Here is a 20,532-nt window from a genome sequence, read left to right as displayed (position 1 = left end):
CTAGCCCCCCACCGCCGCCGACATCAGCAAAAAGCGGTCCCCGTGCTCCACCTTCTGGCCCAGGTCATCCATAAAGCCCTTCCCCTCCTTGTAGAACCGGTAGGGCCCGTTGAGGGCCTTCGTCTTTGGGTCAACCACACCTTCCAGCAGCCGGGCCTCTCTTTGTACCAGGTTACTCAATACATCCCTGAGGCTTGACCCGGGAGGCAGCTTGAGCTTGACCTCAGAGGCCTTCATTAGCTGTCGAAGGGTTCCGAAAAGCTCGACGGTGCATTCCATTACGGCCCGAGCACCCTTTCAGCCCGCTCGGGGTCTGCCACCTTAATCACAATAGTAGCCTTGCCGGGAGCAGGGTCAAGGAAAGCATAGAAGTACTCCAGGTTGATACCGGCCTCGCTCAAAGGCCTGGCTACCGTTTCCAGGAGACCGCCCGGCCTATCGGGCATATCTTTCTGAAGGACGGTAGTCTCCTTTACGGTAAATCCGGCTTCTCGCAGCACATCGGCGCCCAAGCGTGTATCCGAGAGGATCATGCGGACTATGCCGAAATCGGCATTGTCGGCCACAGAAAGGGCCCGAATGTCTATATTCCTGGTCTGCAGCGCCTCCAGCATGGCCACCAGCCTCCCTGGCTGGTTTTCGACAAAGACGGAAACCTGCCTGGCTTTCATCTACAGCTCCCTCCGGTCGATGACCCTCTTCGCTTTCCCCTCAGTACGGGCCAGGGACTTCGGCTCCACCAGCTTTATCCGGGGACTGATACCCAGGACGCTCTCCAGCTCCTTTCTCACCCGTTTTTCCAGGGACTCCAGCTTGCGCATCTCATCGGAGAAGACGGCCTCCGAGACCTCCACCCAGATCTCCAGCTCGTCCAGGTGGTGCTCCCGGTCAACTATGATCTGATAGTGGGGCTCCACGCCCTCAACCTCAAGGAGAACACTCTCTATCTGCGAGGGAAAGACATTGATGCCGCGGACGATGAGCATGTCATCAGTCCTACCAGTTACCTTGGACATGCGCACCAGGGTCCTCCCGCACTTGCAGGGCGAGGGGTCTAGAGAGGTTATATCCTTGGTCCGGAAGCGGATAACTGGCAATGCTTCCTTGGTGAGGGTGGTAAGCACGAGTTCCCCCTTTTCGCCATAGGGAAGCTGTTCACCCGTCCGGGGGTCAACGATTTCAGCCAGGAAATGGTCCTCGAAGATGTGCATGCCGCACTGGTGGGGGCACTCCACGGAGACGCCGGGGCCCACTATTTCGGTAAGTCCGTATATATCTATGGCTTTGATGGGCAGCTTGGCCTCTATCTCTGCTCTCATCCGCTCCGACCAGGGCTCGGCCCCCAGGACTCCTAGCCTGAGCCTGGTAGACTTGAGGTCTAATCCTATCTCCAGTGCCGTTTCAGCGATTATGAGCGCATAGTTAGGAGTGCAGGTGATAACAGTGGTCCCCAAGTCTTGGATGAGCATGAGCTGCCTCTTGGTGTTGCCCGTTGAAGTGGGGATAACAGCGGCACCGACCCTCTCCCCCCCATAATGGAAGCCCAGCCCTCCTGTGAACAGCCCGTAGCCATAGGCATTCTGCATTATGTCCATTTTGCTCATTCCAGCAGAAGTCAGAGTCCTGGCCATAACCTCCGTCCACATCTCTATATCGCCGCTGGTATAGGGAGCTACCACCGGCTTGCCTGTGGTACCGCTTGAGGCGTGTATCCTCACCACCTCATCATGGGGAACAGCCAGAAGCCCGAAGGGGTAGTTGTCGCGGAAGTCGTGTTTTGCTGTGAAAGGCAGCCTGGCCACGTCTGCCAGGGAGCGAATGCTGGCAGGGGTGATGCCCTTGTCCAGGAAGGCCTGCCGGTAGAAGGGGACTTTCTCGTTGAGCCGGGCTACCTGGGCCTTCAGCCGTTCCAGCTGGAGTCTCTCCAGGTCCTTTCTGGGCATCGTCTCATACTTGGGGCTCCAGATCATCGTTTTGACCTCCGGCGCTCTCGCATTCCTATGGGCTTTGCCAGCCTCCGGGATTCAGCCTCTTCCCTGCCCCGGGAGAAGGCCCTCAGGTTCAACTCCAGAAACCTGGCCGGGACTCGCTGAGACAGGTCCCCAATATACGCCTGCTCATCCATGGCCAGGAAGCGGGACAAGAAACCCAGGAGCAGCACATTGAGTACCTGGGCATTGCCCATCTCCTCGGCAATCTCCCGTCCCGGCAGGAAGTAGACCTCATCGGTGTACCGGCGGATAATCCTCTCCACCTCACTGGTGCTGGGATAGGCCGAGGCATCGCCCACCACAGACAATGGGGGGATGGCCTGGTCATTTATGATGGCGACGCCCCCTTGCCTGAGATAGTCCGCGCTCCTGGCGCCCTCCAGCAGCTCGAAAGCCAGGAGAAAATCAGCGTCGCCCTTACTCATAATGGGTGAGAAGATGTGCTCCCCCAGCCTGACGTGGCTGGACACACTGCCGCCCCGCTGGGCCATCCCCAGGGTATCTGACTTCTTCACATCATAGCCGTTCTTCATGGCAATCTCAGCCAGGGCATCGCTGGCCAGGACCACCCCCTGACCTCCTACCCCTACCATGAGCACATCTGTTTTCACCCTACCCTGCCTTGATGGCATCCCGGGTGCACACCTGGAGGCAGACCGAGCACCTCTCTCCAAGGCACTGGAAGGAATCAATCCTGGCCTTTTCCCCTTCTATGACTATAGCCGGACAGCCAAGCCTGAGGCAGGCAAAGCAGCTGTCGCATTTTTCCGGGTCCACCGCCAGCGCGGTGCCTTTGCCCCTTACATGAAGGGGACACGAGCCGCGAATCACAATCACGGAAGGCTCCTGCATCTCCACACATCGCCTTATGGTAGCCTCAATGAGGGGGAGGTTGAAGGCATCTATCACACTGACATCCCTGACCCCCACGCCGCGGCAGAGGTCCTCAATTACCACTCTCTGCCCCTCTTCTCCCCTGGCGGTGATGCCAGTTCCCGGGTGCCCCTGATGGCCGGTCATGGCAGTGGTGCTGTTGTCCAGAACTATCACCGTGCTGTTGCCCCTGTTGTACACTATGTTGACCAGGTTGGTGATGCCGGAGTGAAGGAAGGTGGAATCGCCGATGACGCTCACCGTCTTGTTGGCCACCCCGGCCTTCTCCAGCCCGTGGGCCTGCCCAATGCTCGCCCCCATGCAGGCACAGGTATCCAGGGCCAGGAGGGGCGGATAGACCGCCAGGGTATAGCACCCAATGTCGCTGGTGGCTATTACGCCCTGGCGCTTGAGTTCCCCCAGGACTTCCCTGCCCGATGCCGGGTCCTCCTGGGGGTGGGTGTGGTAGAAGTCTAGCCTCCTCAGGGCATAGGAGGCAGCCATGTGGGGACAGCCGGGACACAATAGCGGCGGACGCAGGGGGAGCTGCGGCACCGGAGACCTCTCGGGCTTGGTCTTTCTGGCTCTCTGGAGGAGTCCCGCCTTTGCGGCTCCCTCTTCCAATACCTGTGGGTTCAACTCCCCGGTGATGGGCACGAACTCCTTGCCCAGGGCATCAATGCCCATAGCTTTCAGGGAATCCTCAATGAAGGGGTCAAGCTCCTCTACCACCACTACCCTTTCCACCTTGCTTGCGAATTCCCTGATAAGGTTACGGGGGAGAGGGTAGGTGGTCACCAGCTTGAGGAAGCTGGCATTCTGGAAAACCTCCCGGGCATATTGGTAAGCAGCCCCGGCGGAGATGACGCCGATGCTTCGGTCTCTGAGGATTAGCTCGTTAAGGGGAAACGTCTCTACATATGATGACAGCTTCTGTATACGCGCCTCCATGAGGGGATGCCTGGGTCTGGCGTTGGTGGGGACCATGACGAATTTGCCGGGGTCCCGGATGAATCTGGGAGACCTCTTCGCGATTTGGGGGGTTTCATCCACTTCTACCACGGTCTTACAGTGAGAGATCCGTGTGGTAGTGCGGAAGAGCACCGGTGTATCGAATTCCTCGCTCATCTCAAGAGACCATTTCATAAGGTCATAGGCTTCCTGACTATCGCTGGGTTCCAGCATGGGGACCTTGGCAAAGCGAGCATAATGGCGGTTGTCCTGCTCGTTCTGAGAGCTGTGCATACCGGGGTCATCGCAGGATACCACCACCAGCCCCCCTCTTATCCCTGTCACCGATGCCGCGAAAAAGGGGTCTGCCGCTACATTCAATCCTACGTGTTTCATGGGAACCAGGGCTCTGACCCCACCATAGGAAGCTCCCATAGCTACTTCCATGGACACCTTCTCATTGGTGGACCACTCAACATAGATGCCATCCATCCTGGCTAGACTTTCCAGTATCTCGGTGCTGGGAGTCCCTGGGTAGGCAGCAGCAACACTTACACCGGCGTGGTATGCTCCGAGGGCAATGGCTTCGTTGCCTGATAATAGGCGCTTCATCTTCTTCACATGTCCCTTCGTCATTGGCCCCAAGCTATTTTACCACGTTTGTATTATATTAGACTAAGAAATCCTTGTACCCAGGTACGCCTGTATCACCCTATCATCACCTAGAAGCTCCCCGGCAGTGCCCTCAATGGTAACTCGTCCCCTCTCCATTACATAGCCTCTATCAGCAATTCTGAGGGCAGCAGCAGCATCCTGTTCAATGAGGAGTATGGTAAGCCCCTCATTCCTCAGTCTGACCAGGAGTTTCAGGATGTCCTTCACCAGGTTAGGTGCTAATCCGAGAGAAGGCTCGTCTAGCAGAAGCATCTTGGGGGAGGACATCAGCGCTCTGGCAATAGCCAACATCTGCTGCTCGCCTCCGCTGAGGTTGCCCGCGTGCTGCTTCTGACGCTCTCTAAGTATTGGGAAAAGCCTGAATACCATTTCCAAATTGGACTGGACTGAGGGACGACGAAGGAACCAACCAATGGGCCCTAGAGTGCTGAATCGGTTCTGGGAGCATTGGGAGTAGGCACCCAGGGTCAGGTTGTCCATCACCGACATAGAGCCGAAGATTTGCCTTCCTTCAGGAACGTAGGCCAGCCCAATCCTCACGGTTTCGTGAGTTGAAAGTCCGCACAGCCGGCTATCGCGCAACCAGATGCTGCCGCTCTTTAGGGGCACCATTCCCGATATGGCGTTCAGGAGGGTGGTCTTGCCGGCTCCGTTAGTACCGATAAGAGTTACAATCTCCCCATCGTTCACCACCAGGGAGACCTCTCGCAGTGCTGTGACCCGGCCGTAGGACACCGAGGCCTTTTCAACCTTCAACATCACTCTATCTCCTCACCAAGGTAGGCAGAAATGACCCTCTGGTCCCTTTGGACCTGGGAGGCAGTGCCTTCAGCTATTTTTCGTCCACTATCTAGAACTACGACCCACTGAGCAAGGCCCATCACCAGGGGCATATCGTGCTCCACCAGCAGCACGCTTATTCCCATTTCACTGATGCGGTGGATTAGGTCGGCCAAGGCTCGCTTCTCGAGGGTAGTCAGTCCAGCACCGGGCTCATCGAGCAGCAGAAGCTTGGGGTCAGTGGCCAGGGCTCGGGCGATGCCCAGGAGTTTTTGTTGTCCCAGAGGCAGGCTCAGGGCCTCCTGTTGTGCATACATCCCCAAGCCTACCAGGTTAAGGTACCTTATCGCTTTGAGAGAGATGGTCTCCTCTTCGCGATGGGCCTTGGGGAGTCGCAGGGCAGCCTCCAGGAAGCCATAGCTACTGCGAGGATGCTGGCCTGCCATTACATTCTCCAGGGCGGTCATGTTCCCGAATAGGAGGATGTTTTGAAAAGTCCGTGCGATGCCCATCGCTGTCCTTTTGTGGGCTGCAGTTTGGCTAATAGGCATTCCCTGGAAGCGAATCTCACCGGCGGTTGCTGAGTAGACCCCGGCGATAAGGTTGAACAGCGTGGTCTTTCCAGCCCCATTAGGGCCGATGACGGCGGTGATCTTCCCTGTCTCTATAGTCAGGTCAAGTTTGTCCAGGGCTACCAGCCCCCCGAAGGTCTTGCCCAAACTCCTGGCTTCCAATATGGATTCACTCAAGTCTTCGTTCCCCTCTGCTCATATCTGAGGCGCCATTGTCCCATGATATCCTTTAGTTTTACAAACAAACCCTCTGGCATGAAAATCATGACCAGCATAAGTATGAGTCCGTATGCTATTACATCCAGCTCGCCGAACCTGAGCAACAGCTCGTCACTGAGTATGCGGGTGGTGGCGGCGCCGAAGATAGAACCCCAGACACTGGCCAGGCCTCCTATTACCGCCATCACCACTAACTTCACCGAGGCCAGGAAATCGAAGGACTGGGGGCTTACGTGGCGCAGGTGATGGGCGAAGAGACTGCCTGCCAGCGAGGCGTAAACGGCGCTCAAGACAAAGACCTTAACCTTGAACTGGGCAACATTGATGCCTATTGACTCGGCCGCGGCCTCACTGCCATGAATAGCTTTGAGAGCCCTCCCTGCCCGTGACCTGATGATGTTCTGTGAGATAAGCAGGATGACCAGGCAGAAGAACCAGACCAGGAAGTATCGTTTGAAGGGGGTATTGAACGAGAAGCCGCCGATAGACAGATAAGGAATGCCAGCCATACCATCGGGGCCGCCGGTATACTGGCTCAGTTGCCGGAACAGTATCCACATGATTACGCCCAGGCCGAGGGTGGCCATTGCCAGGTAGTTACCCCTCAGCCTGAAGATGGGATAGCCGATGACATAGGCGAAGGCGCCAGTAGCTGCGGCAGCTATTAGCATGGCCAGCCAGGGGTTGACGCCGTAGGTCTTGCTCAGAATAGCGGATATGTAGGCCCCGGTGCCGTAGAAAGCAGCCTGCCCCAGGGATACCTGCCCAGTATAGCCCATCAGCAAGCACAGGCCTACCGTAACCATGGTGCTGATGCCGGTGAAGATCATCAGGCTGGTGTACCGACCCAGGAACCAGTCGAAAGGTATCAATATCAGCAATAGGAGCAACGCTGCAATAATAAGATAGGTCCAATTACCCTTCGCCCTCCTAATCATCAGCCTGTTCTCTCCTCTGCTGCCAGGCTCCCAGAGCGCGCCAGCAGGACCAACAGCAGGAGGACAATGGCAATGGCGTCCTTATAGGAGGATGTGAAGGGCCCCCAGTCCACCCCCACAGCCAGCGACTCGACGACCCCAAGGGTCAGACCGCCGACGACGGCAGCCACCGGGCTCTTGAAGCCGCCCACAGAAGCGGCTACAAAGCCCTTGAGTCCCAGCATGACGCCCACATTGTAGGCGGTGAGGCTCAAGGGGGCCACCACCACTCCCCCGAGGGCACCCAGTGCGGCCGCTATGGCGAAGGCCCACAGAGCCATCAGTCGGGTGTCAATCCCCACCATGGCGGCGGCTGTCTGGCTTATGGCAGATGCCTTCAGAGCCTTTCCCATCATGGTGTAGGACATGAAGAGATGCAGGAGAAGGGTTGCGGCCAGGGAGGTGCCTATTATCCACAGGGCCTGTGGGCGGATGAGGGCTCCCAGGAACGGTATGGGTTCATCCCCGGTGAAAAATGGAGGACGTACAGCCTCCACCCCCCACAGCTGCGCAGCAATGCCGCGGATGAGGATGGCGGCTCCTATGGTGATGATGATGAGGCTCACTACCGAGGCCTTTCTGGCAGTGCGGATGGCAAGAGTATAGAGGATGGCACCAATCGCGGCTGTGCTCAGCACCGAAAGTAGCAAGGCGGGAACCAGAGGCATGCCTGCGGAATGGGCCAGGGTGAAGGAGAGCATGCCCCCCAACATCACAAACTCGCCCTGGGCGAAGTTGATGATCTTGGTCACAGCGTAGATGGTGGTAAACCCCAACGCCACCAGGGCATAAATGCTGCCCTGAGTAATACCGGATATCAGATACTGGATGAACTGCTCTGTTGACATCGGTCCCTGGCTACACCCTCACAGGAAGGGGGGAAAGACCACCTTTCCCCCCTTCCTGCTAAGTACAGCTTATGGCCTGTGAGGCAAGTTGTCCCTACTGAGCCCAGGTCCATTTCCCGTCAACTATCTTGATCACGGCAAGGGACCCTGGTTTCATTCCCAGGTGGTCCTGGGGGGACATAGTAAAGACCCCGCTTATGCCCACGAAATCCTTGACCTTCTCTATCTCATCCCTGATATTGGCCCTGGACTGGGCAAGGTCCAGGCCTGCCGGTAGCTTCTGGAGGGCCAGGACCACCATGTTGAGGGCATCAGCTGCGTGCCCCCCGAAGGTGTTGACGGTCCCACTGCCATACTTGGATTCGAAATCGTTCCTGTATTTTGTCAGGGCCTGCTTCTGCGGGTCAGTAGCGGGGACCTCGTTCACCACCAGTAGCTTGCCCGCGGGGAAGATAACCCCGTTGGCGGCGGCCCCCGCATTCTGGATGAATGCCTTATTGGCAATCCCGTGGCTGGCAAACAGGGGGATGTTCATCTGAAGGGTCTTCATGTCGGAGGCCACAATAGCGGCCTGCTGGTCGGTGTCCCAAACGATCACCGCCTGAGCCGGGGTACCCTTTATATGGGTGAGTTGGGACTGCATGCTGGTGTCACCGACACTATAAGTCTGGTCGTCAACTATGCTTATCCCGTAGCTGGCAGCATCCGAGAGCAGGAACTTCCTCCCGCCAGCCCCGAACCCGGAGGTGTTGGTGATTATAGCTAGTCGGGTAAGGCCTTTCTTCTGCATGTATTTGTAAATCTCGGTGACTGCCTCTTTGTCGGCCTGAGGGGTCTTGAACACCCAGTATCTTTGCTCTACGGGAGTCACAATACCGATGCTGGCGGCCAGGGAGATTAGAGGGACCTTGGCCGTAGTAACGGCGTCGATCACGGCCAGGCTATCTCCGCTGGTAGTGGGCCCCATGATAGCCAGCACCTTATCCTGCTCCACAAGTCTGTTCACCAGGGTAACGGCCTTCTCTGCGCTGGTCTCGTTGTCATAGATAATCACTTCCAGAAGATGCCCATTGACACCACCCTTAGCATTGATCTCCTCCACCATCATCTCCAGCGTCTGCTTCTCCGGGACACCCAGGTTAGAGGCGGGGCCGGTGAGAGCCAGGACCGCACCAACCTTGTAATGTTCCGCCATTACTGGCTGAACACAGCCCGCCAGCGGAACCGCGGCAACAAGCAACCCCATGGCCAGCACCAGGTAGAGCCACTTTTTCATGTAGTTCCCCCTTTCACAAGAGCGACATTGTGCTTAGGATATACAAAGTCTCGCCCCTTTGTCAATCATGCGCCGGGAGTCTATCCGCCCCATCCGTCCAGAACCACCCTTGCGTCTTGGCTCCCAGCAGGTCTGCCAATTCTTGTGCTGCTGCTGCTATTCCGCTACAATCCTGTGGGGCAGAGAGATTCGTTATCCTCTGCTGACCGTGTAGGCAGACAGGAGATTGAAGCCATGGCTGAAATTGAGGAGATGCGTCGCAAGTTTGATAGCTCATTTTACGCCGTCTTTCTTGGCATGACAGTTGAAGAACTCTCCCGAGGATACGCTAAGGTGAGATTGGAGGTCCGAAGAGACTTTCTTACCTGGGACAATCTGGTGCAAGGTGGTGTTATTGCCTCGCTGCTTGACCAGGCTTTTGGCTGTGCTGTCAATACTCTGGAGAATATGTATGTGGCTGTCCAGCTGAACATCAATTTTCTGGGTTCGGCGCCTGTGGGGGAAACCATTCACGCTGAGGCCAGGGTCGTTCATGCCGGCAGGACGCTGGCAATTTCGGAAATGACAGTCGTCAACTCCGAGGGAAAGACGATTGCCCGTGCCACAGGCACGTCAGTCTCGGTGGGAACTAGAGACTGACTGGCCCTACTGGCCTGGGGAGACTGCTGCCCTTCTAAACCACATGGCGGCCAGACGTAGCCTAGCGCCCGGTCACGCTAACCCTCCAGGGTGTTCTTGTGAGCTATCTGTTGGGAGTTCCGCTTTCTCCGATGGCCTCTTGCTCTTCTTCGCCCTTAGCCCAGAGGTACCCGTAGAGGAAGCTCTGCTTGGCAATGTGTCCAAGGAGCTCAGCAAACATGACGCCTTGGGGCTGCTCCAGAACAGAGTTGAGCCCTTCTTTCTCCATCGTCTTGACTACATCCCGCAGGACTACCTCGGCCACCAGCGGAACATCTCTATTCTGCTCTAGTTGGTCCCTGTACTTCTCCTGCAGGGACAGGAAACGGTCCCTCATAGCCAGGAGGGCCTTTCCCTTCGCAAGGCTGACGCGTCCGGTTTCTTCCTTCTTGGGCATATCTTTACGTCCTTTCTCTATTCGCATTCTGACTTTAAGCCCAAGAGGTAAAGAACCAGGGCAAAGAGGATTAAGTTTCTGTCAATTTCGGCGGAAAACCTGGTAATGGTTTGGTAAATGGGCAAGAGCCACTGGCTGCCCCGTCGTTGAAAGGAAGCTGTAAGAAAGAGCTTACAGGTGAAAGAGGGAACTCGATTTGAGTTCCGCCCAGCCTCTGCTAGCTACAGAGGGTTAACCCGGGCCTTCTCCTCAAGTCATCCCCGGGTTGCCAGGAGCATGATGTTGACGCGCCTTGCCGTGCCCTCTCAAAGGGCGTCTCAGTCGCCGCGGCTCACCTCTTCAATCTCTATGGCTAGCCTCCTGCTCTTCCAGGCCCGGAGGAAGGCGTCTGCCACTGCCGGGTCAAAGGCCGTCCCTGAGGCGGCCATTATTTCCTCCCTGACCCTTTCTGAGGCCTCAGGGCCGAGGCGCAAGGCCTCGGAGACCAAGGCTTCGTATTGGTCAGCCACGGCGAGGATGCGGGCCTCCATGGGTATTCTCTGCCCTTTCAAGCCGTGAGGGGAACCCGTTCCATCGAACCTCTCATGGACAGCCAGGGATAGAGGGAGGGCCTTGGAGAGGAAGCTTACCTGAGACAGGGCCCTGAGGAGCTGCAGGCGCTCTTTTGTCTTCGCCTCGTCAGGAGGGTGTGACTTGGCCTCCTCTTCCCGCGGCAAGACCAGTTCGTGGAGGAGGGCCCCATAGTAGATGCTCCTTTTTTGTGCCGTGGAGAGGTGCAGCTCTGAGGCGATGGAAAGGGCCAAGCGGGCAACGCGTCTGGCCCTTTCCGGGTTCAGAGCCAGACCCTTGTAGAATGATACTAGTTCGCGGGCAATATCGAGGACACCTTCAAAAAAGGTGAGCTGGTCCAGTTCCAGCTGGGCCACGTGGTCCTGCTGGACCTGTTCCCTGTATGCCATCTCATCACCGATGAGAGCCAGCGAGTTGGCGCCGCTCCGAGCTTCCCTCACCGCGCCTTCCAGGGCAGATAGGCTCTCTTCCATGCGGCGGGCCAGCTTTTCATCCCTTTCCAGTCCCTTTCGGATTCTTCCGATTTCCTTCAGGGCTAGCTGAACTCTGGAGTTGACCTGGGTTTGAAAGCGGCCTACCCTCAGGTAGGGACTGCTGTAGCTGCAGGGGAGGAGTATAATCGTTCCCCGCTCTTTCCCCCTCTTGGCCCTCAGGGCACCGCCCACGGCGTGGGCCAGGCGTTGGGCCAGGGAGAGGTCCTGGCCCGGACCGGTGCGGGGCAGCACGCGAGGCCAGGCTGGACGGGAGGGATTTATTACTTCGATTCTGGCGTTTTCCCCCTCCCGGTAGCCCCTGATGGCAATCCGAGACGCGGAGGGAGCCACTTCTACCTCGGCGCGTAAAAGGTAGAAGAATACCTTCAGCAGGAGCCCAGCGTCACAGAAGAGGCTGCAGGGGGACAGTTCCGCCACCTCCAGCTTTATGTCTTTTTCCCGGGCCCTTCCTTCCATCAGGCCCAGGGCCTGGCTGAACGCCTCCGCCAGGTCAACTTCCCCGGGCTGGGTCACCAACGGGCCTTCGGCTATTCGCCCTGCCTTCAAGTCGTCCAGGCTACGGAGGAGGCCCACCAACTGACGGTGAACCGTGTCCAAAGATTTGCGATGCTCAGCGCTCAGGGTCGTCTCGCTGAGCAAGGATTTCACTGCCAGCTCCATGGCTACTACCGGCAGCTCAAGCCGTCGCACAAGATGATTGCCTATTGGCATCTTCGCTGACCCTCTCTCCCTATTCTATTGGAAATGGATTATTCCCCCTGCAGCCGCGCGCCCCGAAAAGGGGCCGGGGGAGGAGGGGGCACCGCTTCTCCCAAGAGGCTCTTTTCCCAGGAGGCTAGATAGTGCCCGAGCCCCCGCCGCCGAGCATACTTGCCCCCCTGTTCGGCAAGCCGGATTATCTCGCTGACATTCCTGAAACCACGGTGGAGATTGGTGACCCCGCCGATGACAAGAGACGGAGGAGGCTGGGAAGTAAGGAAGCTTGCAGCCAGACTCTGGAAGCGCGCAAGAATACGGCGGCACAGGGCTGAGGCACGGTAAGGGCTTGTAAGAACCAGGAAATTTCCCCTGCCCTGGTAGCTGGCTATATCTGATGGCTTTCCCAGAATGGCCAGCGCTTCCCTTATCGCCATGGCTCCAAGGCGAATGGCCTGCTCCTTCTCCTTCGGGCTGAGAGCCCTGAAGCCAACGAGTTTCACGGCCAGGAGGGCAAGAGGCTCGTTCTTGGAGAGGAGTCTGGTCGTTTGGGATAGAAAGGCACGATACTGCGGGAGGCGAGTCAGGGTGTCATTAGCTTTTGCTGCCTCCAGGGGCCAGAAAAGCCGATTCAGACGGGAAACCAGTTCCCCGGATATTGCCGCCTTGGAAGTACTTCCTTCAGCCCCGGCCAGGAGAGCCCTCTCCTGCGCCCCTGGCTCTGCCGCCGCCTCCATAAGGAGGAGCGGTATTGTTTCAGTAGCCGGATTATGGCGTAGCCGCCGGCAAGTCTCAAATCCGTCCATGTCAGGCAGAGCCACGTCAACAAGGATAAGGTCCGGTCCCTCTCGGCTGGCTTTATCCATAGTCTCCCTGGCTGTGGCCGCTGAGATGACGCGGTATCCCGAGCGCGTTAGGACAGAAGACAGAAGCTCTCGGGAGAAGGCATCACTCTCCGCTACCAGGATAACCTTAGCCAGCGTTTTCACGGGCCTTTTCAGGCAACTCCTCTGTCTCCTCTCAAACGCACCTGTCTTGAGCCCTACCCATTGTGGGCAAGGCAAAGTCATTTTTGGGGGAGGGGTCGGTTAGAATCTTGTTAGAATTCTGGTATGTGGGGGGATATCTCCAATATTGACATTATTGAGGAAATGCGCTAGGCTCTCTGCTGGCGGCGTAGGAAAAAGGTACCATACTCCTTGGGCGAGAAGTACTATTTGGTTATAGACGAGACTGAATAACGCAGTCGCTTCTCACCCCTCCAGAGGGAGAATCGGGTCGGGAGGTTACTAAGATGGGGGACCGGGTTCTGGTAGTAGAAGATGACCCGGAGGCCAGGGCGCTTCTCGAAGACTGGCTGGCCCGGGCAGGCTACGAAGTCCTATCATCCTGCAATGCCCTAGAAGGAATACGGCTTCTCTACAATTCCCGTCCTGCCGTGGTCCTGTTGGATATCATGCTTCCCGGGATAGATGGCTGGGAGGCCTGTCGGCGCATCCGGGAGGCATCTGACGTTCCAATCATCATCGTCAGTGGCAGAAACGGCAACACCGACATACTGCGGGGCTTTGAGCTGGGGGCGGACGACTATGTGAGCAAACCCTTTGACCACAAGGAGCTGCTCTCCCGGGTTAGGGCTCTTCTTCGACGCAGCAAGAGCAACGGTGGAGACGAGCCGGCTGTTCTTACCTGCAAGGAGGTGCACGTCGACCTGAGGACCCACCAGGTATCGGTTAATGGCAGGAGAGTGACACTTTCCCCTACGGAGTTTCGTTTGCTGGTTTACCTCATGCGCAACCAGAACAAGGTAATAGGCCACAGGGAGCTGCTGTTCCATGTCTGGGGTCCTGCCTATGTCAATGAGAGGGAGTATATCAAGCTATATATTCGCTATTTGCGCAAGAAACTTGAGGAAGACCCCGAAAACCCCAAATACATTTTGACTCAGAGGGGTTTGGGCTACCGTCTGGCTATAGAATCTTCGGAGCTTGTAGCAGCGAAACGGGTCTCTTGAGGAACGAGAGGGGCTGGTTTGGCTGGAGTGAGGCCCTTGAAAAGGCCCCCCAGCCCATACTTGCCCTGGACCGGAACCTCAGGATCATTGCCGAGAACACCCTGGCCCGTCAGCTAATCGGGCAGAATATCGGGCGCCACTGTGCGGAGGCCCTGGGGCGCAGTCCGGGGTCTGCCCGCCCGGGTGGGGACGGGGAGCTAGAGATCAGGTCGCCCGGGACCAAGGGAAACGGAAGAAGGTTTCACGTCCACCAGAGGCTTCTCAACCGCAGGGATGGAGCGCGGTGGATGATAACCCTGGAAGAGGTCGGTTCCAGGAAGAGGGCTGAACCGGACGAACTGGTCCTCCTTTCCCATGAACTCCTCTCTCCACTGGGCACCCTCAAATCCTACGCCACCGTCCTCCAGGAAATGCAGGGCCGCATTTCCGATGAACAGGAGAGGCAGTACCTCCTGGCTATAGAACATCTTTGCTCGCGCCTTGCACGGCTGGTGGGCAATGTGATCGAATCCTGGCGGCTGGAAAAGGGCGGTTTCGATCTTGTGCTGCGGCCAGTTTCGTTGCCCTCGCTCGTCAGGTCCGTGGCCCTGGAGCTGCAGGAGGAGGCGCCTGACCATTGTATTAGGGTGAAGGCGCCCCGCACCATGCCAAGACTTTCTCTGGACGAAACGAAGATGCGACTGTTGCTGGTGAACTTGATAGGGAATGCCCTTAAGTATTCACCTCAAGGTGGGACCATAGAAATAGTGTCAGAATACGTACGGAGCGTGGATGAGCTGCCCCCGGCTGTCCGGGACCAGGAAGACCTCGCCTCGCTCTTGCCCCTTGCTCTGGTCCAGGTGAGGGACGAAGGGATAGGTATCCCCATACGGGAACTGGAAAAGATATTTGATTTCTTCTATCGCGTGGACAACGGGCTGCCCGCGCTGGGGAAGGGGCTCGGGCTCAGCCTCTGCAAAGCCGTCGTGGAGGCGCACGGCGGCAGGATATGGGCCACGAGCCAACCGGGGAAGGGCAGCACCTTCTCTCTTGCCCTCCCCAGGAACAGGGTACCCGCTCAAGAGAGGCTCGCTATACCTTGAAGGTATTGCTGGTGGCGCTGGTGGGGATTGGCGGACTGGCAGGACTCTATGTCCTTTTTTGTTTTCTGCTTTCTCCGCTATACAACCGGGTCCTTCGGGCTGTGAGGAATGGGGTGAAGGAGGCCGATGAAAGTTCGCAAGGCGGTGATCACGGCCGCGGGGTGGGGCACCCGGTTTCTCCCCGTTACTAAAGCTCAACCCAAAGAGATGCTGCCCCTGGTGGACAAGCCTATTATTCAGTATGCCGTGGAGGAGGCCGTCACCGCGGGACTGAAGCAGGTTGTCATGGTTACAGCCCAGGGGAAGCGGGCCATTGAGGACTATTTTGACCGTTCTTTTGAACTGGAATACCTTCTTCAGCAGCGGGGAGAGACCGCCCTCTGGGAACAGGTCCGCCGGCTCTCCAACATGGCGGACATCGCCTATGTGAGGCAAAAAGAGCAGCTGGGCCTGGGGAATGCCGTTCTGGTAACGCAAGCAGTGGTAGGGGAGGAGCCCTTCGCCCTCTTTCTCCCCGACGATGTCTTTGTTGGCAACGGGCCTGTTATTGGCCAGTTGATAGAGGCCTATGGGGAATTGGGGGGCTGTGTACTGGCGGTGGAAAGGGTGAAAAAGGAGGAAGTCGGGCGCTACGGCATCATCGCCCCAAAGCAGATTGGGCCTCGCCTTTACCAGGTGCTGGACCTGGTGGAGAAGCCCTCTCCCCAGCAGGCCCCTTCAGACCTGGCTATCGTGGGGAGGTATGTTCTGGAACCCAAGATATTTGCTGCGCTGGAGGCTACCCCCCCGGGAAGGGGGCAGGAAATTCAGCTTACCGATGGTCTCCGCCGGCTCTTGCCCAGGGAGAAGATTTACGCTGTGGAGTATGAGGGGGTCAGGTATGATGCCGGGACCCCTATGAGCTGGCTCAAGGCAACCGTAGCCCTGGCGCTGGACCATCCCGAGTTGGGTGCGGAACTCCGCGACTACCTGCGCAACTTGATTTAGATGCTTCTCTAGACCAGACCTTTACCCCGTTCTAACCGGTTTCTTACCCATCTTAACCGTTTCCCTTACCCTCTTCCCTCCATAATATCGCGTGATGAATACTTTCGTGAAGGTCTGCCCTTGGGCTGCGAGGAATCCCACTCTTCGCTTGCTCCTTGTGTTAGCGCCGGCCCTGCTGGTCTTTCTGGTGGGTGGGGTAGCAGTGGCTGCTTCTGACCAGCCTGCTCCAACCCCGTGGTGGATGAACTTCTACAGCCCCGATAGCCTGTGGAACGACAGGCCCTTGCCCGTCGGCTCCGTAGTGAGGGCCTACGACCCCCAGGGAGTGCTCTCCGGGGAGTTCGTGGTCACCCGGGCCGGACGGTATGGACTCATGCCGGTATATGCCGATGACCCCACTACCCCAGAGGACGAGGGGGCCCTGCCGGGGGATGTGCTGCGGTTCACCGTTGATGGCGAGACGGCTTCCACCACCCCCGCAGTGGTCCGCTGGACGGCCATGGGCGAGCTCCAGCGGGTTGACCTTGGAGGCCGGTAAGACCCATCATTTACTGTTCCACGGCACGAAAGCCACTCTGACCTTGGCTAGTGCCCTGAGAAGGGCCGGATAACCGGACCCCGGGTGAGCGGGGAGCGGGATGGTCCTGCTACTCTCCGTCCCCTGCCTATCTCCCGACCAGGGCCGCCGGAGCCTTCTTGGCTGTCCGTGTCTCGAAGAACTGCGTGATGGAACCGCAGATATAGTCCACTTCTTCTTCCTTCAACTCGGGGTACATCGGAAGGGATAGTATCTCGCTGACAGCCTCCTCGGTGGCAGGGAGAAGGCCACTGGCCCCAGAATAGGTCTGGCAGGCCGCCTGCCAGTGGACCGGGATGGGGTAGTGAATGCCGGTTTCTACTCCGCACTCTTTGAGCCATTCCCTGAGCTGGTCCCGCCATGGTGTGCGGATGACATAGAGGTGATAGACATGGCGGCAGCCAGGCCGCTCTACGGGCTTTACCATCCAGGGCGGCAGTTGCTGAGCATAATGCTGGGCCAGTTCCCTTCTTCTCTCATTCCAGGTCTCCAGGTGGGGCAGCTTGACCCGCAGGATTGCCGCCTGTATCTCATCCAGGCGGGCATTTACTCCCAGAAGGCAGTGCTCATACTTGCTGCGCGAGCCGTGGTTGCGGAGGAAGCGCAGGGTCTCAGCGAGCTGGGGGTCATCGGTGACCACCATCCCCGCCTCTCCATAGGCTCCAAGGTTCTTGGTGAAATAGAAGCTGAAGCAGCCCAGGTGCCCAAGGCTCCCCGCCGCCCTCCCGTGATACCGGGCCCCATGGGCCTGACAGGCATCCTCAATCACCCGCAGGTCATGCCTTTGAGCGATGTCCAGGATGGGCCCCATCTCCGCGGGGTGGCCGTAGAGGTGTACCGGCAGCAGAGCCCTGGTCCTGGTAGTTATCCTTTCCTCTATTTGGCCTGGGTCCATGTTGTAGGTTTCCGGGTCTATGTCCACGAAGATGGGCACCGCCCCGGTGAGAGCGATAGCCTCCGCCGTGGCGATAAAGGTGTGGGAAACCGTGATGACCTCGTCCCCGCGGCCGATACCGGAGGCCCGCAGGGCCAGGTACAGGGCATCGGTGCCGGAGCCAACACCTACTGCAAAGCGGGAGCCGCAGAAGCTGGCAAACTCCTGCTCAAGGGCCTGGACGTTCTCCCCCAGAAAGAGATGCATCCCCTCCAGGGTTCGGGCTACGGCATCCTGGACCTCCCCCCGGATGGCGGCGTACTGTCTCCTCAGGTCCACAAACGGTATCTTCATCCCTGCTCTCCTTTCCGCTGGCCTACCTGCTCTTCATGACCCTCCGGACTAGCTTAGCGCGAGAAAGGTTAGAAGCTCATTGGGAAGAGGTTAGAATTGGGTTGGAATCCTGGAGCTGGAGCGGGCCTGACCCTCCCCCCGAAAACAGTAGCACCCTGAATTAGAGTCCTCCGCAGTAATAGAATAGCGAAGGAGGGCTCACGTGAAATCAAGGCATACCGAGGAACAGATCATCGCGGTGCTCAGGGAGGGGGAGGCCGGGGCCAAGGTCTCGGATCTCTGCCGCCAGCACGGGATCAGCGATGCCACCTACTACAACTGGAAGGCCAGGTACGCCGGCCTGACGGTGAGTGACCTCAAGAGGCTCAAAGCCCTGGAGGACGAGAACCGCCGCCTGAAGCAGATAGTGGCGGAGCAGGCCCTGGATATTCGGGCGTTGAAGGAACTCCTCTCAAAAAACTTCTGAAGCCCAGGGCCAAACGCCTGGCGGTCTCCCATGCCAGGGACAGTCTTGGGCTGAGCGAAAGAAGGGCTTGCCTCCTGGTGGGTATCTCGGCCTCGGTCTACCGCTACCGGCCGAGGTCGGATGGTGACGATACACTGCGCCGGCGCCTGAGGGAGCTGGCAGGTGAGAGGAAGCGGTTTGGCAGTCCCCGGCTTCACATCATGCTCAGGAGGGAGGGCCTGGTGGTCAACCATAAGCGAGCGGAGAGGATCTACCGCGAAGAAGGTCTGGCGCTGAGGAGAAAGAGGCGGAGGAAAGGTGCTGCCGGCTTGAGGGTGGTGATGCCGTCACCCCAGCGGCCGAATGAGCGCTGGTCCATGGACTTTGTCGCCGACAGCATAGTCACCGGGCGGCGCTTTCGCGCCCTGGCCATCGTTGATGACTACTCCAGGGAATGCCCTGCCATCGAGGTAGATACATCCCTCGGGGGTGCCAGGGTGGCCAGCGTACTGGAGAGGCTAGGGGAACTGCGTGGGCTCCCAGAGGTAATCACCGTGGACAACGGCCCCGAATTCGCAGGACGGGCCCTGGACGAGTGGGCATACCGCAAGGGCGTGAAGCTGAACTTCATCCGGCCAGGAAAGCCGATTGAGAATGCCTATGCCGAGAGCTTCATCGGGAGGCTCAGGGACGAGTGCCTGAACGAGAACTGGTTCATGAGCCTGAGGCATGCCCGGGACACCATCGAGAACTGGCGGAGGGACTACAACGAGGTCAGACCGCACAGCTCGTTGAAGGACCGGACCCCCATGGAGTATGCTGGAACAGCGGCGGGACTCTAATCACCGGTGATACTAATTCTGGGGGAAGGTCAGGCCGGGAAAAGGTTGGCCGGCAGAACTATGGGAGCCTTTCAGGGGGTGAAAAGGTCGCGGAGTGAACGGCCGATTTGGGTCATGGTCGTGGCAACCCAGTCTCGTATTCGCCTTTGGTTTGCCGGAGAGGAAGCGTAGAGGTCAACCCGCTGCACGTCGCCGTAGGTTGTCCAGTGGACCCGGGCCGGGGTGCTGGCTGCCCTGCTTCCGTTAACCCAGAAGGTGATGGTGTCCCCCGGGAGAGCCCCTTCGTCCAGCGGAGAGGAGGGGTCATCGCCATATATGGGCATGAGACCGTATTTCCCCGCCTGCACCACCACGAATCTGCCGCAGAGAGCACCTTGAGGGTCGTAGGCCTCCACTACTGTCCCGGCGGGCAGGGGTTCCTCGTCCAGCAGACTGGAGGGGCTGTGGACGTTCATCCAGATAGGGGTCTCCGCGAGTTGCTGCCCAACAAGGGGTGGACGAGGGCTTTTCCCTTCTGCTCCCTGCTCCAGGTTGTTTTGGCGAGAAAGCAGATTGTCAAGCAGGACGGCCAAGCCCACCACCACGATGACCAGTAGCAGGCCCCATCTGAAAGCGCTTCCTGAAACAGCCCCTCGCTCTCTCAAGCCTTCTCTCTACTGCGGATAGACCAGGCTACCCCAGGTCTTCATTCGGATCCAATAGCCGTACCCCGGGCGCATGGCAGCAAGAGTGTTGAACTCGTCAGACAGGAACGGGTAGAACGACAGGCCCCCACCCTCATAGCCTAGCACAGCATCATACTGCCCTTCAATGCAGACCAGAGCCTCAGCAACGGGCAATGCCCTGGTAGGCAGGTAGCCTACCAGGTTCCAACCCGGCTTCAATGCCAACGGGGTCTGGGACGTTGCTGGATACCCGGAGATGACCAAGACCCCCTTTCTCTCCATCTTTATCCAGTAGCCCTGGTAGGGATCCAGCAGGCGCAGGGTGTTGAACTCGTCAGGCAGGCTGGGGTAATAGGACAGCCCGCCACCATCATAGCCCATGACTGTGCTATACAGGCCGGCCACGGAGGCGAGGACTTCGGATATTCTGGGGTCCAAAGGCATGACGGGGAAGGAGATAAGGTTCCAGCCCTCCTTCACGGGGATGCTCACTGTGACCGGGGAAGATGAAAGCTGCGATGTGGGTGCAGGTGTGGGGGCAGGCGTCGGTGCAGGGGCAGGAGTGGGAGTTGGTGCAGGTGTGGGGATAGGCGTGGGTGCAGGAGTTGGCGTAGGGGCAGGCGTAGGTCTAGGTGTAGGAGTCGGCGTAGGGGCAGGCGTAGGTCTAGGTGTAGGAGTCGGCGTAGGGGCAGGCG

The 20,532-nt window shown here is 58.3% G+C and carries 22 protein-coding genes; 6 read left to right on the top strand and 16 right to left on the bottom strand.

The genetic code is table 11. The features are described from left to right. The 10 genes from KJ624_07260 to KJ624_07215 all read right to left on the bottom strand — a co-directional run bounded on the left by KJ624_07260 (window position 1) and on the right by KJ624_07215 (window position 9,162). The gene (locus KJ624_07260; protein MBU2009614.1) at window positions 1-279 is read right to left on the bottom strand and encodes a MoaD/ThiS family protein; all 279 of its coding nucleotides are present in this window, start codon (window positions 277-279) and stop codon (window positions 1-3) included. Beyond that, window positions 279-671: an amino acid-binding protein gene (locus KJ624_07255; GenBank protein ID MBU2009613.1), complete on the bottom strand. Its 393-nt coding sequence runs from the start codon at window positions 669-671 to the stop codon at window positions 279-281. Before KJ624_07255 ends, KJ624_07260 begins: the two co-directional genes overlap by 1 nt. Further along, entirely contained in the window at window positions 672-1,970 is a 1,299-nt protein-coding gene (locus KJ624_07250) for a phenylacetate--CoA ligase (protein ID MBU2009612.1), read from the bottom strand. Beyond that, window positions 1,967-2,623 carry an indolepyruvate oxidoreductase subunit beta gene (locus KJ624_07245; GenBank protein ID MBU2009611.1) on the bottom strand — a complete coding sequence of 219 codons (657 nt, stop codon included), beginning with the start codon at window positions 2,621-2,623 and terminating at the stop codon, window positions 1,967-1,969. Before KJ624_07245 ends, KJ624_07250 begins: the two co-directional genes overlap by 4 nt. Further along, window positions 2,604-4,427: an indolepyruvate ferredoxin oxidoreductase subunit alpha gene (gene iorA / locus KJ624_07240; GenBank protein ID MBU2009610.1), complete on the bottom strand. Its 1,824-nt coding sequence runs from the start codon at window positions 4,425-4,427 to the stop codon at window positions 2,604-2,606. Before iorA ends, KJ624_07245 begins: the two co-directional genes overlap by 20 nt. 63 nt (window positions 4,428-4,490) lie before the next feature. Further along, a complete protein-coding gene (locus KJ624_07235) occupies window positions 4,491-5,249 on the bottom strand; it encodes an ABC transporter ATP-binding protein (protein MBU2009609.1) in 759 nt (252 codons plus the stop codon). Continuing rightward, complete coding sequence (locus tag KJ624_07230; GenBank protein ID MBU2009608.1) at window positions 5,249-6,019, bottom strand: ABC transporter ATP-binding protein; 771 nt, start codon at window positions 6,017-6,019, stop codon at window positions 5,249-5,251. Before KJ624_07230 ends, KJ624_07235 begins: the two co-directional genes overlap by 1 nt. Beyond that, window positions 6,016-6,999, bottom strand: coding sequence for a branched-chain amino acid ABC transporter permease (locus KJ624_07225; protein MBU2009607.1), 984 nt, complete (start codon window positions 6,997-6,999; stop codon window positions 6,016-6,018). Before KJ624_07225 ends, KJ624_07230 begins: the two co-directional genes overlap by 4 nt. Continuing rightward, the gene (locus tag KJ624_07220) at window positions 6,999-7,886 is read right to left on the bottom strand and encodes a branched-chain amino acid ABC transporter permease (GenBank protein ID MBU2009606.1); all 888 of its coding nucleotides are present in this window, start codon (window positions 7,884-7,886) and stop codon (window positions 6,999-7,001) included. The genes KJ624_07225 and KJ624_07220 overlap by 1 nt, the downstream gene beginning before the upstream one ends. A gap of 94 nt (window positions 7,887-7,980) precedes the next feature. Next, a complete protein-coding gene (locus KJ624_07215; protein MBU2009605.1) occupies window positions 7,981-9,162 on the bottom strand; it encodes an ABC transporter substrate-binding protein in 1,182 nt (393 codons plus the stop codon). Between the two features lie 234 nt (window positions 9,163-9,396). Here KJ624_07215 and KJ624_07210 point away from each other — a divergent pair, with 234 nt between their 5' ends. Next, window positions 9,397-9,801, top strand: coding sequence for a PaaI family thioesterase (locus tag KJ624_07210; GenBank protein MBU2009604.1), 405 nt, complete (start codon window positions 9,397-9,399; stop codon window positions 9,799-9,801). A gap of 103 nt (window positions 9,802-9,904) precedes the next feature. On the opposite strand, the gene KJ624_07205 is transcribed toward KJ624_07210, so the two are convergent. The 3 genes from KJ624_07205 to KJ624_07195 all read right to left on the bottom strand — a co-directional run bounded on the left by KJ624_07205 (window position 9,905) and on the right by KJ624_07195 (window position 12,986). Then, window positions 9,905-10,237, bottom strand: a complete 333-nt coding sequence (locus KJ624_07205) for a hypothetical protein (GenBank protein MBU2009603.1) — start codon at window positions 10,235-10,237, stop codon at window positions 9,905-9,907. Window positions 10,238-10,554: 317 nt separating this feature from the next. Continuing rightward, complete coding sequence (locus tag KJ624_07200; protein MBU2009602.1) at window positions 10,555-11,991, bottom strand: HD domain-containing protein; 1,437 nt, start codon at window positions 11,989-11,991, stop codon at window positions 10,555-10,557. A gap of 59 nt (window positions 11,992-12,050) precedes the next feature. Further along, window positions 12,051-12,986 carry a response regulator gene (locus KJ624_07195; GenBank protein ID MBU2009601.1) on the bottom strand — a complete coding sequence of 312 codons (936 nt, stop codon included), beginning with the start codon at window positions 12,984-12,986 and terminating at the stop codon, window positions 12,051-12,053. 305 nt (window positions 12,987-13,291) lie between these two features. Between KJ624_07195 and KJ624_07190 the strand changes: the two genes are divergently transcribed. The 4 genes from KJ624_07190 (at window position 13,292) to KJ624_07175 (ending at window position 16,618) form a co-directional block, all read left to right on the top strand. Then, window positions 13,292-14,011 (top strand): response regulator transcription factor, encoded by a 720-nt coding sequence (locus KJ624_07190; protein ID MBU2009600.1) that lies wholly within the window; start codon window positions 13,292-13,294, stop codon window positions 14,009-14,011. Then, window positions 14,008-15,093 (top strand): hypothetical protein, encoded by a 1,086-nt coding sequence (locus tag KJ624_07185; protein ID MBU2009599.1) that lies wholly within the window; start codon window positions 14,008-14,010, stop codon window positions 15,091-15,093. Before KJ624_07190 ends, KJ624_07185 begins: the two co-directional genes overlap by 4 nt. 126 nt (window positions 15,094-15,219) lie before the next feature. Next, a complete protein-coding gene (gene galU, locus KJ624_07180; GenBank protein MBU2009598.1) occupies window positions 15,220-16,080 on the top strand; it encodes a UTP--glucose-1-phosphate uridylyltransferase GalU in 861 nt (286 codons plus the stop codon). A gap of 148 nt (window positions 16,081-16,228) precedes the next feature. After that, on the top strand, window positions 16,229-16,618 hold the full coding sequence (locus KJ624_07175) for a hypothetical protein (protein ID MBU2009597.1): 390 nt from the start codon (window positions 16,229-16,231) through the stop codon (window positions 16,616-16,618). A gap of 127 nt (window positions 16,619-16,745) precedes the next feature. Here the strand turns inward: KJ624_07175 and KJ624_07170 are convergent, their stop codons facing one another. Continuing rightward, entirely contained in the window at window positions 16,746-17,885 is a 1,140-nt protein-coding gene (locus KJ624_07170) for a DegT/DnrJ/EryC1/StrS family aminotransferase (GenBank protein ID MBU2009596.1), read from the bottom strand. Between the two features lie 202 nt (window positions 17,886-18,087). On the opposite strand from KJ624_07170, the gene KJ624_07165 reads away from it, so the two are divergent. After that, window positions 18,088-19,172 (top strand): IS3 family transposase gene (locus KJ624_07165; protein ID MBU2009595.1). Its coding sequence is split into 2 segments (ribosomal slippage): window positions 18,088-18,337 and window positions 18,337-19,172, totalling 1,086 coding nucleotides; the frame shifts between segments, so codons are not numbered across the junction. 71 nt (window positions 19,173-19,243) lie between these two features. Here KJ624_07165 and KJ624_07160 read toward each other — a convergent pair. Further along, a complete protein-coding gene (locus KJ624_07160) occupies window positions 19,244-19,816 on the bottom strand; it encodes a hypothetical protein (GenBank protein MBU2009594.1) in 573 nt (190 codons plus the stop codon). A 9-nt stretch (window positions 19,817-19,825) separates the two neighbouring features. Continuing rightward, a complete protein-coding gene (locus KJ624_07155; protein ID MBU2009593.1) occupies window positions 19,826-20,317 on the bottom strand; it encodes a hypothetical protein in 492 nt (163 codons plus the stop codon). Window positions 20,318-20,532 lie beyond the last annotated feature (215 nt).

It is taken from the genome of Chloroflexota bacterium, from assembly GCA_018825785.1.
Lineage (GTDB): Bacteria > Chloroflexota > Dehalococcoidia > JACVQG01 > JAHKAY01 > JAHKAY01.
The sequence above is the reverse complement of the archived record's forward strand: the minus strand, read 5'-3'. Positions and strand labels throughout refer to the sequence as shown.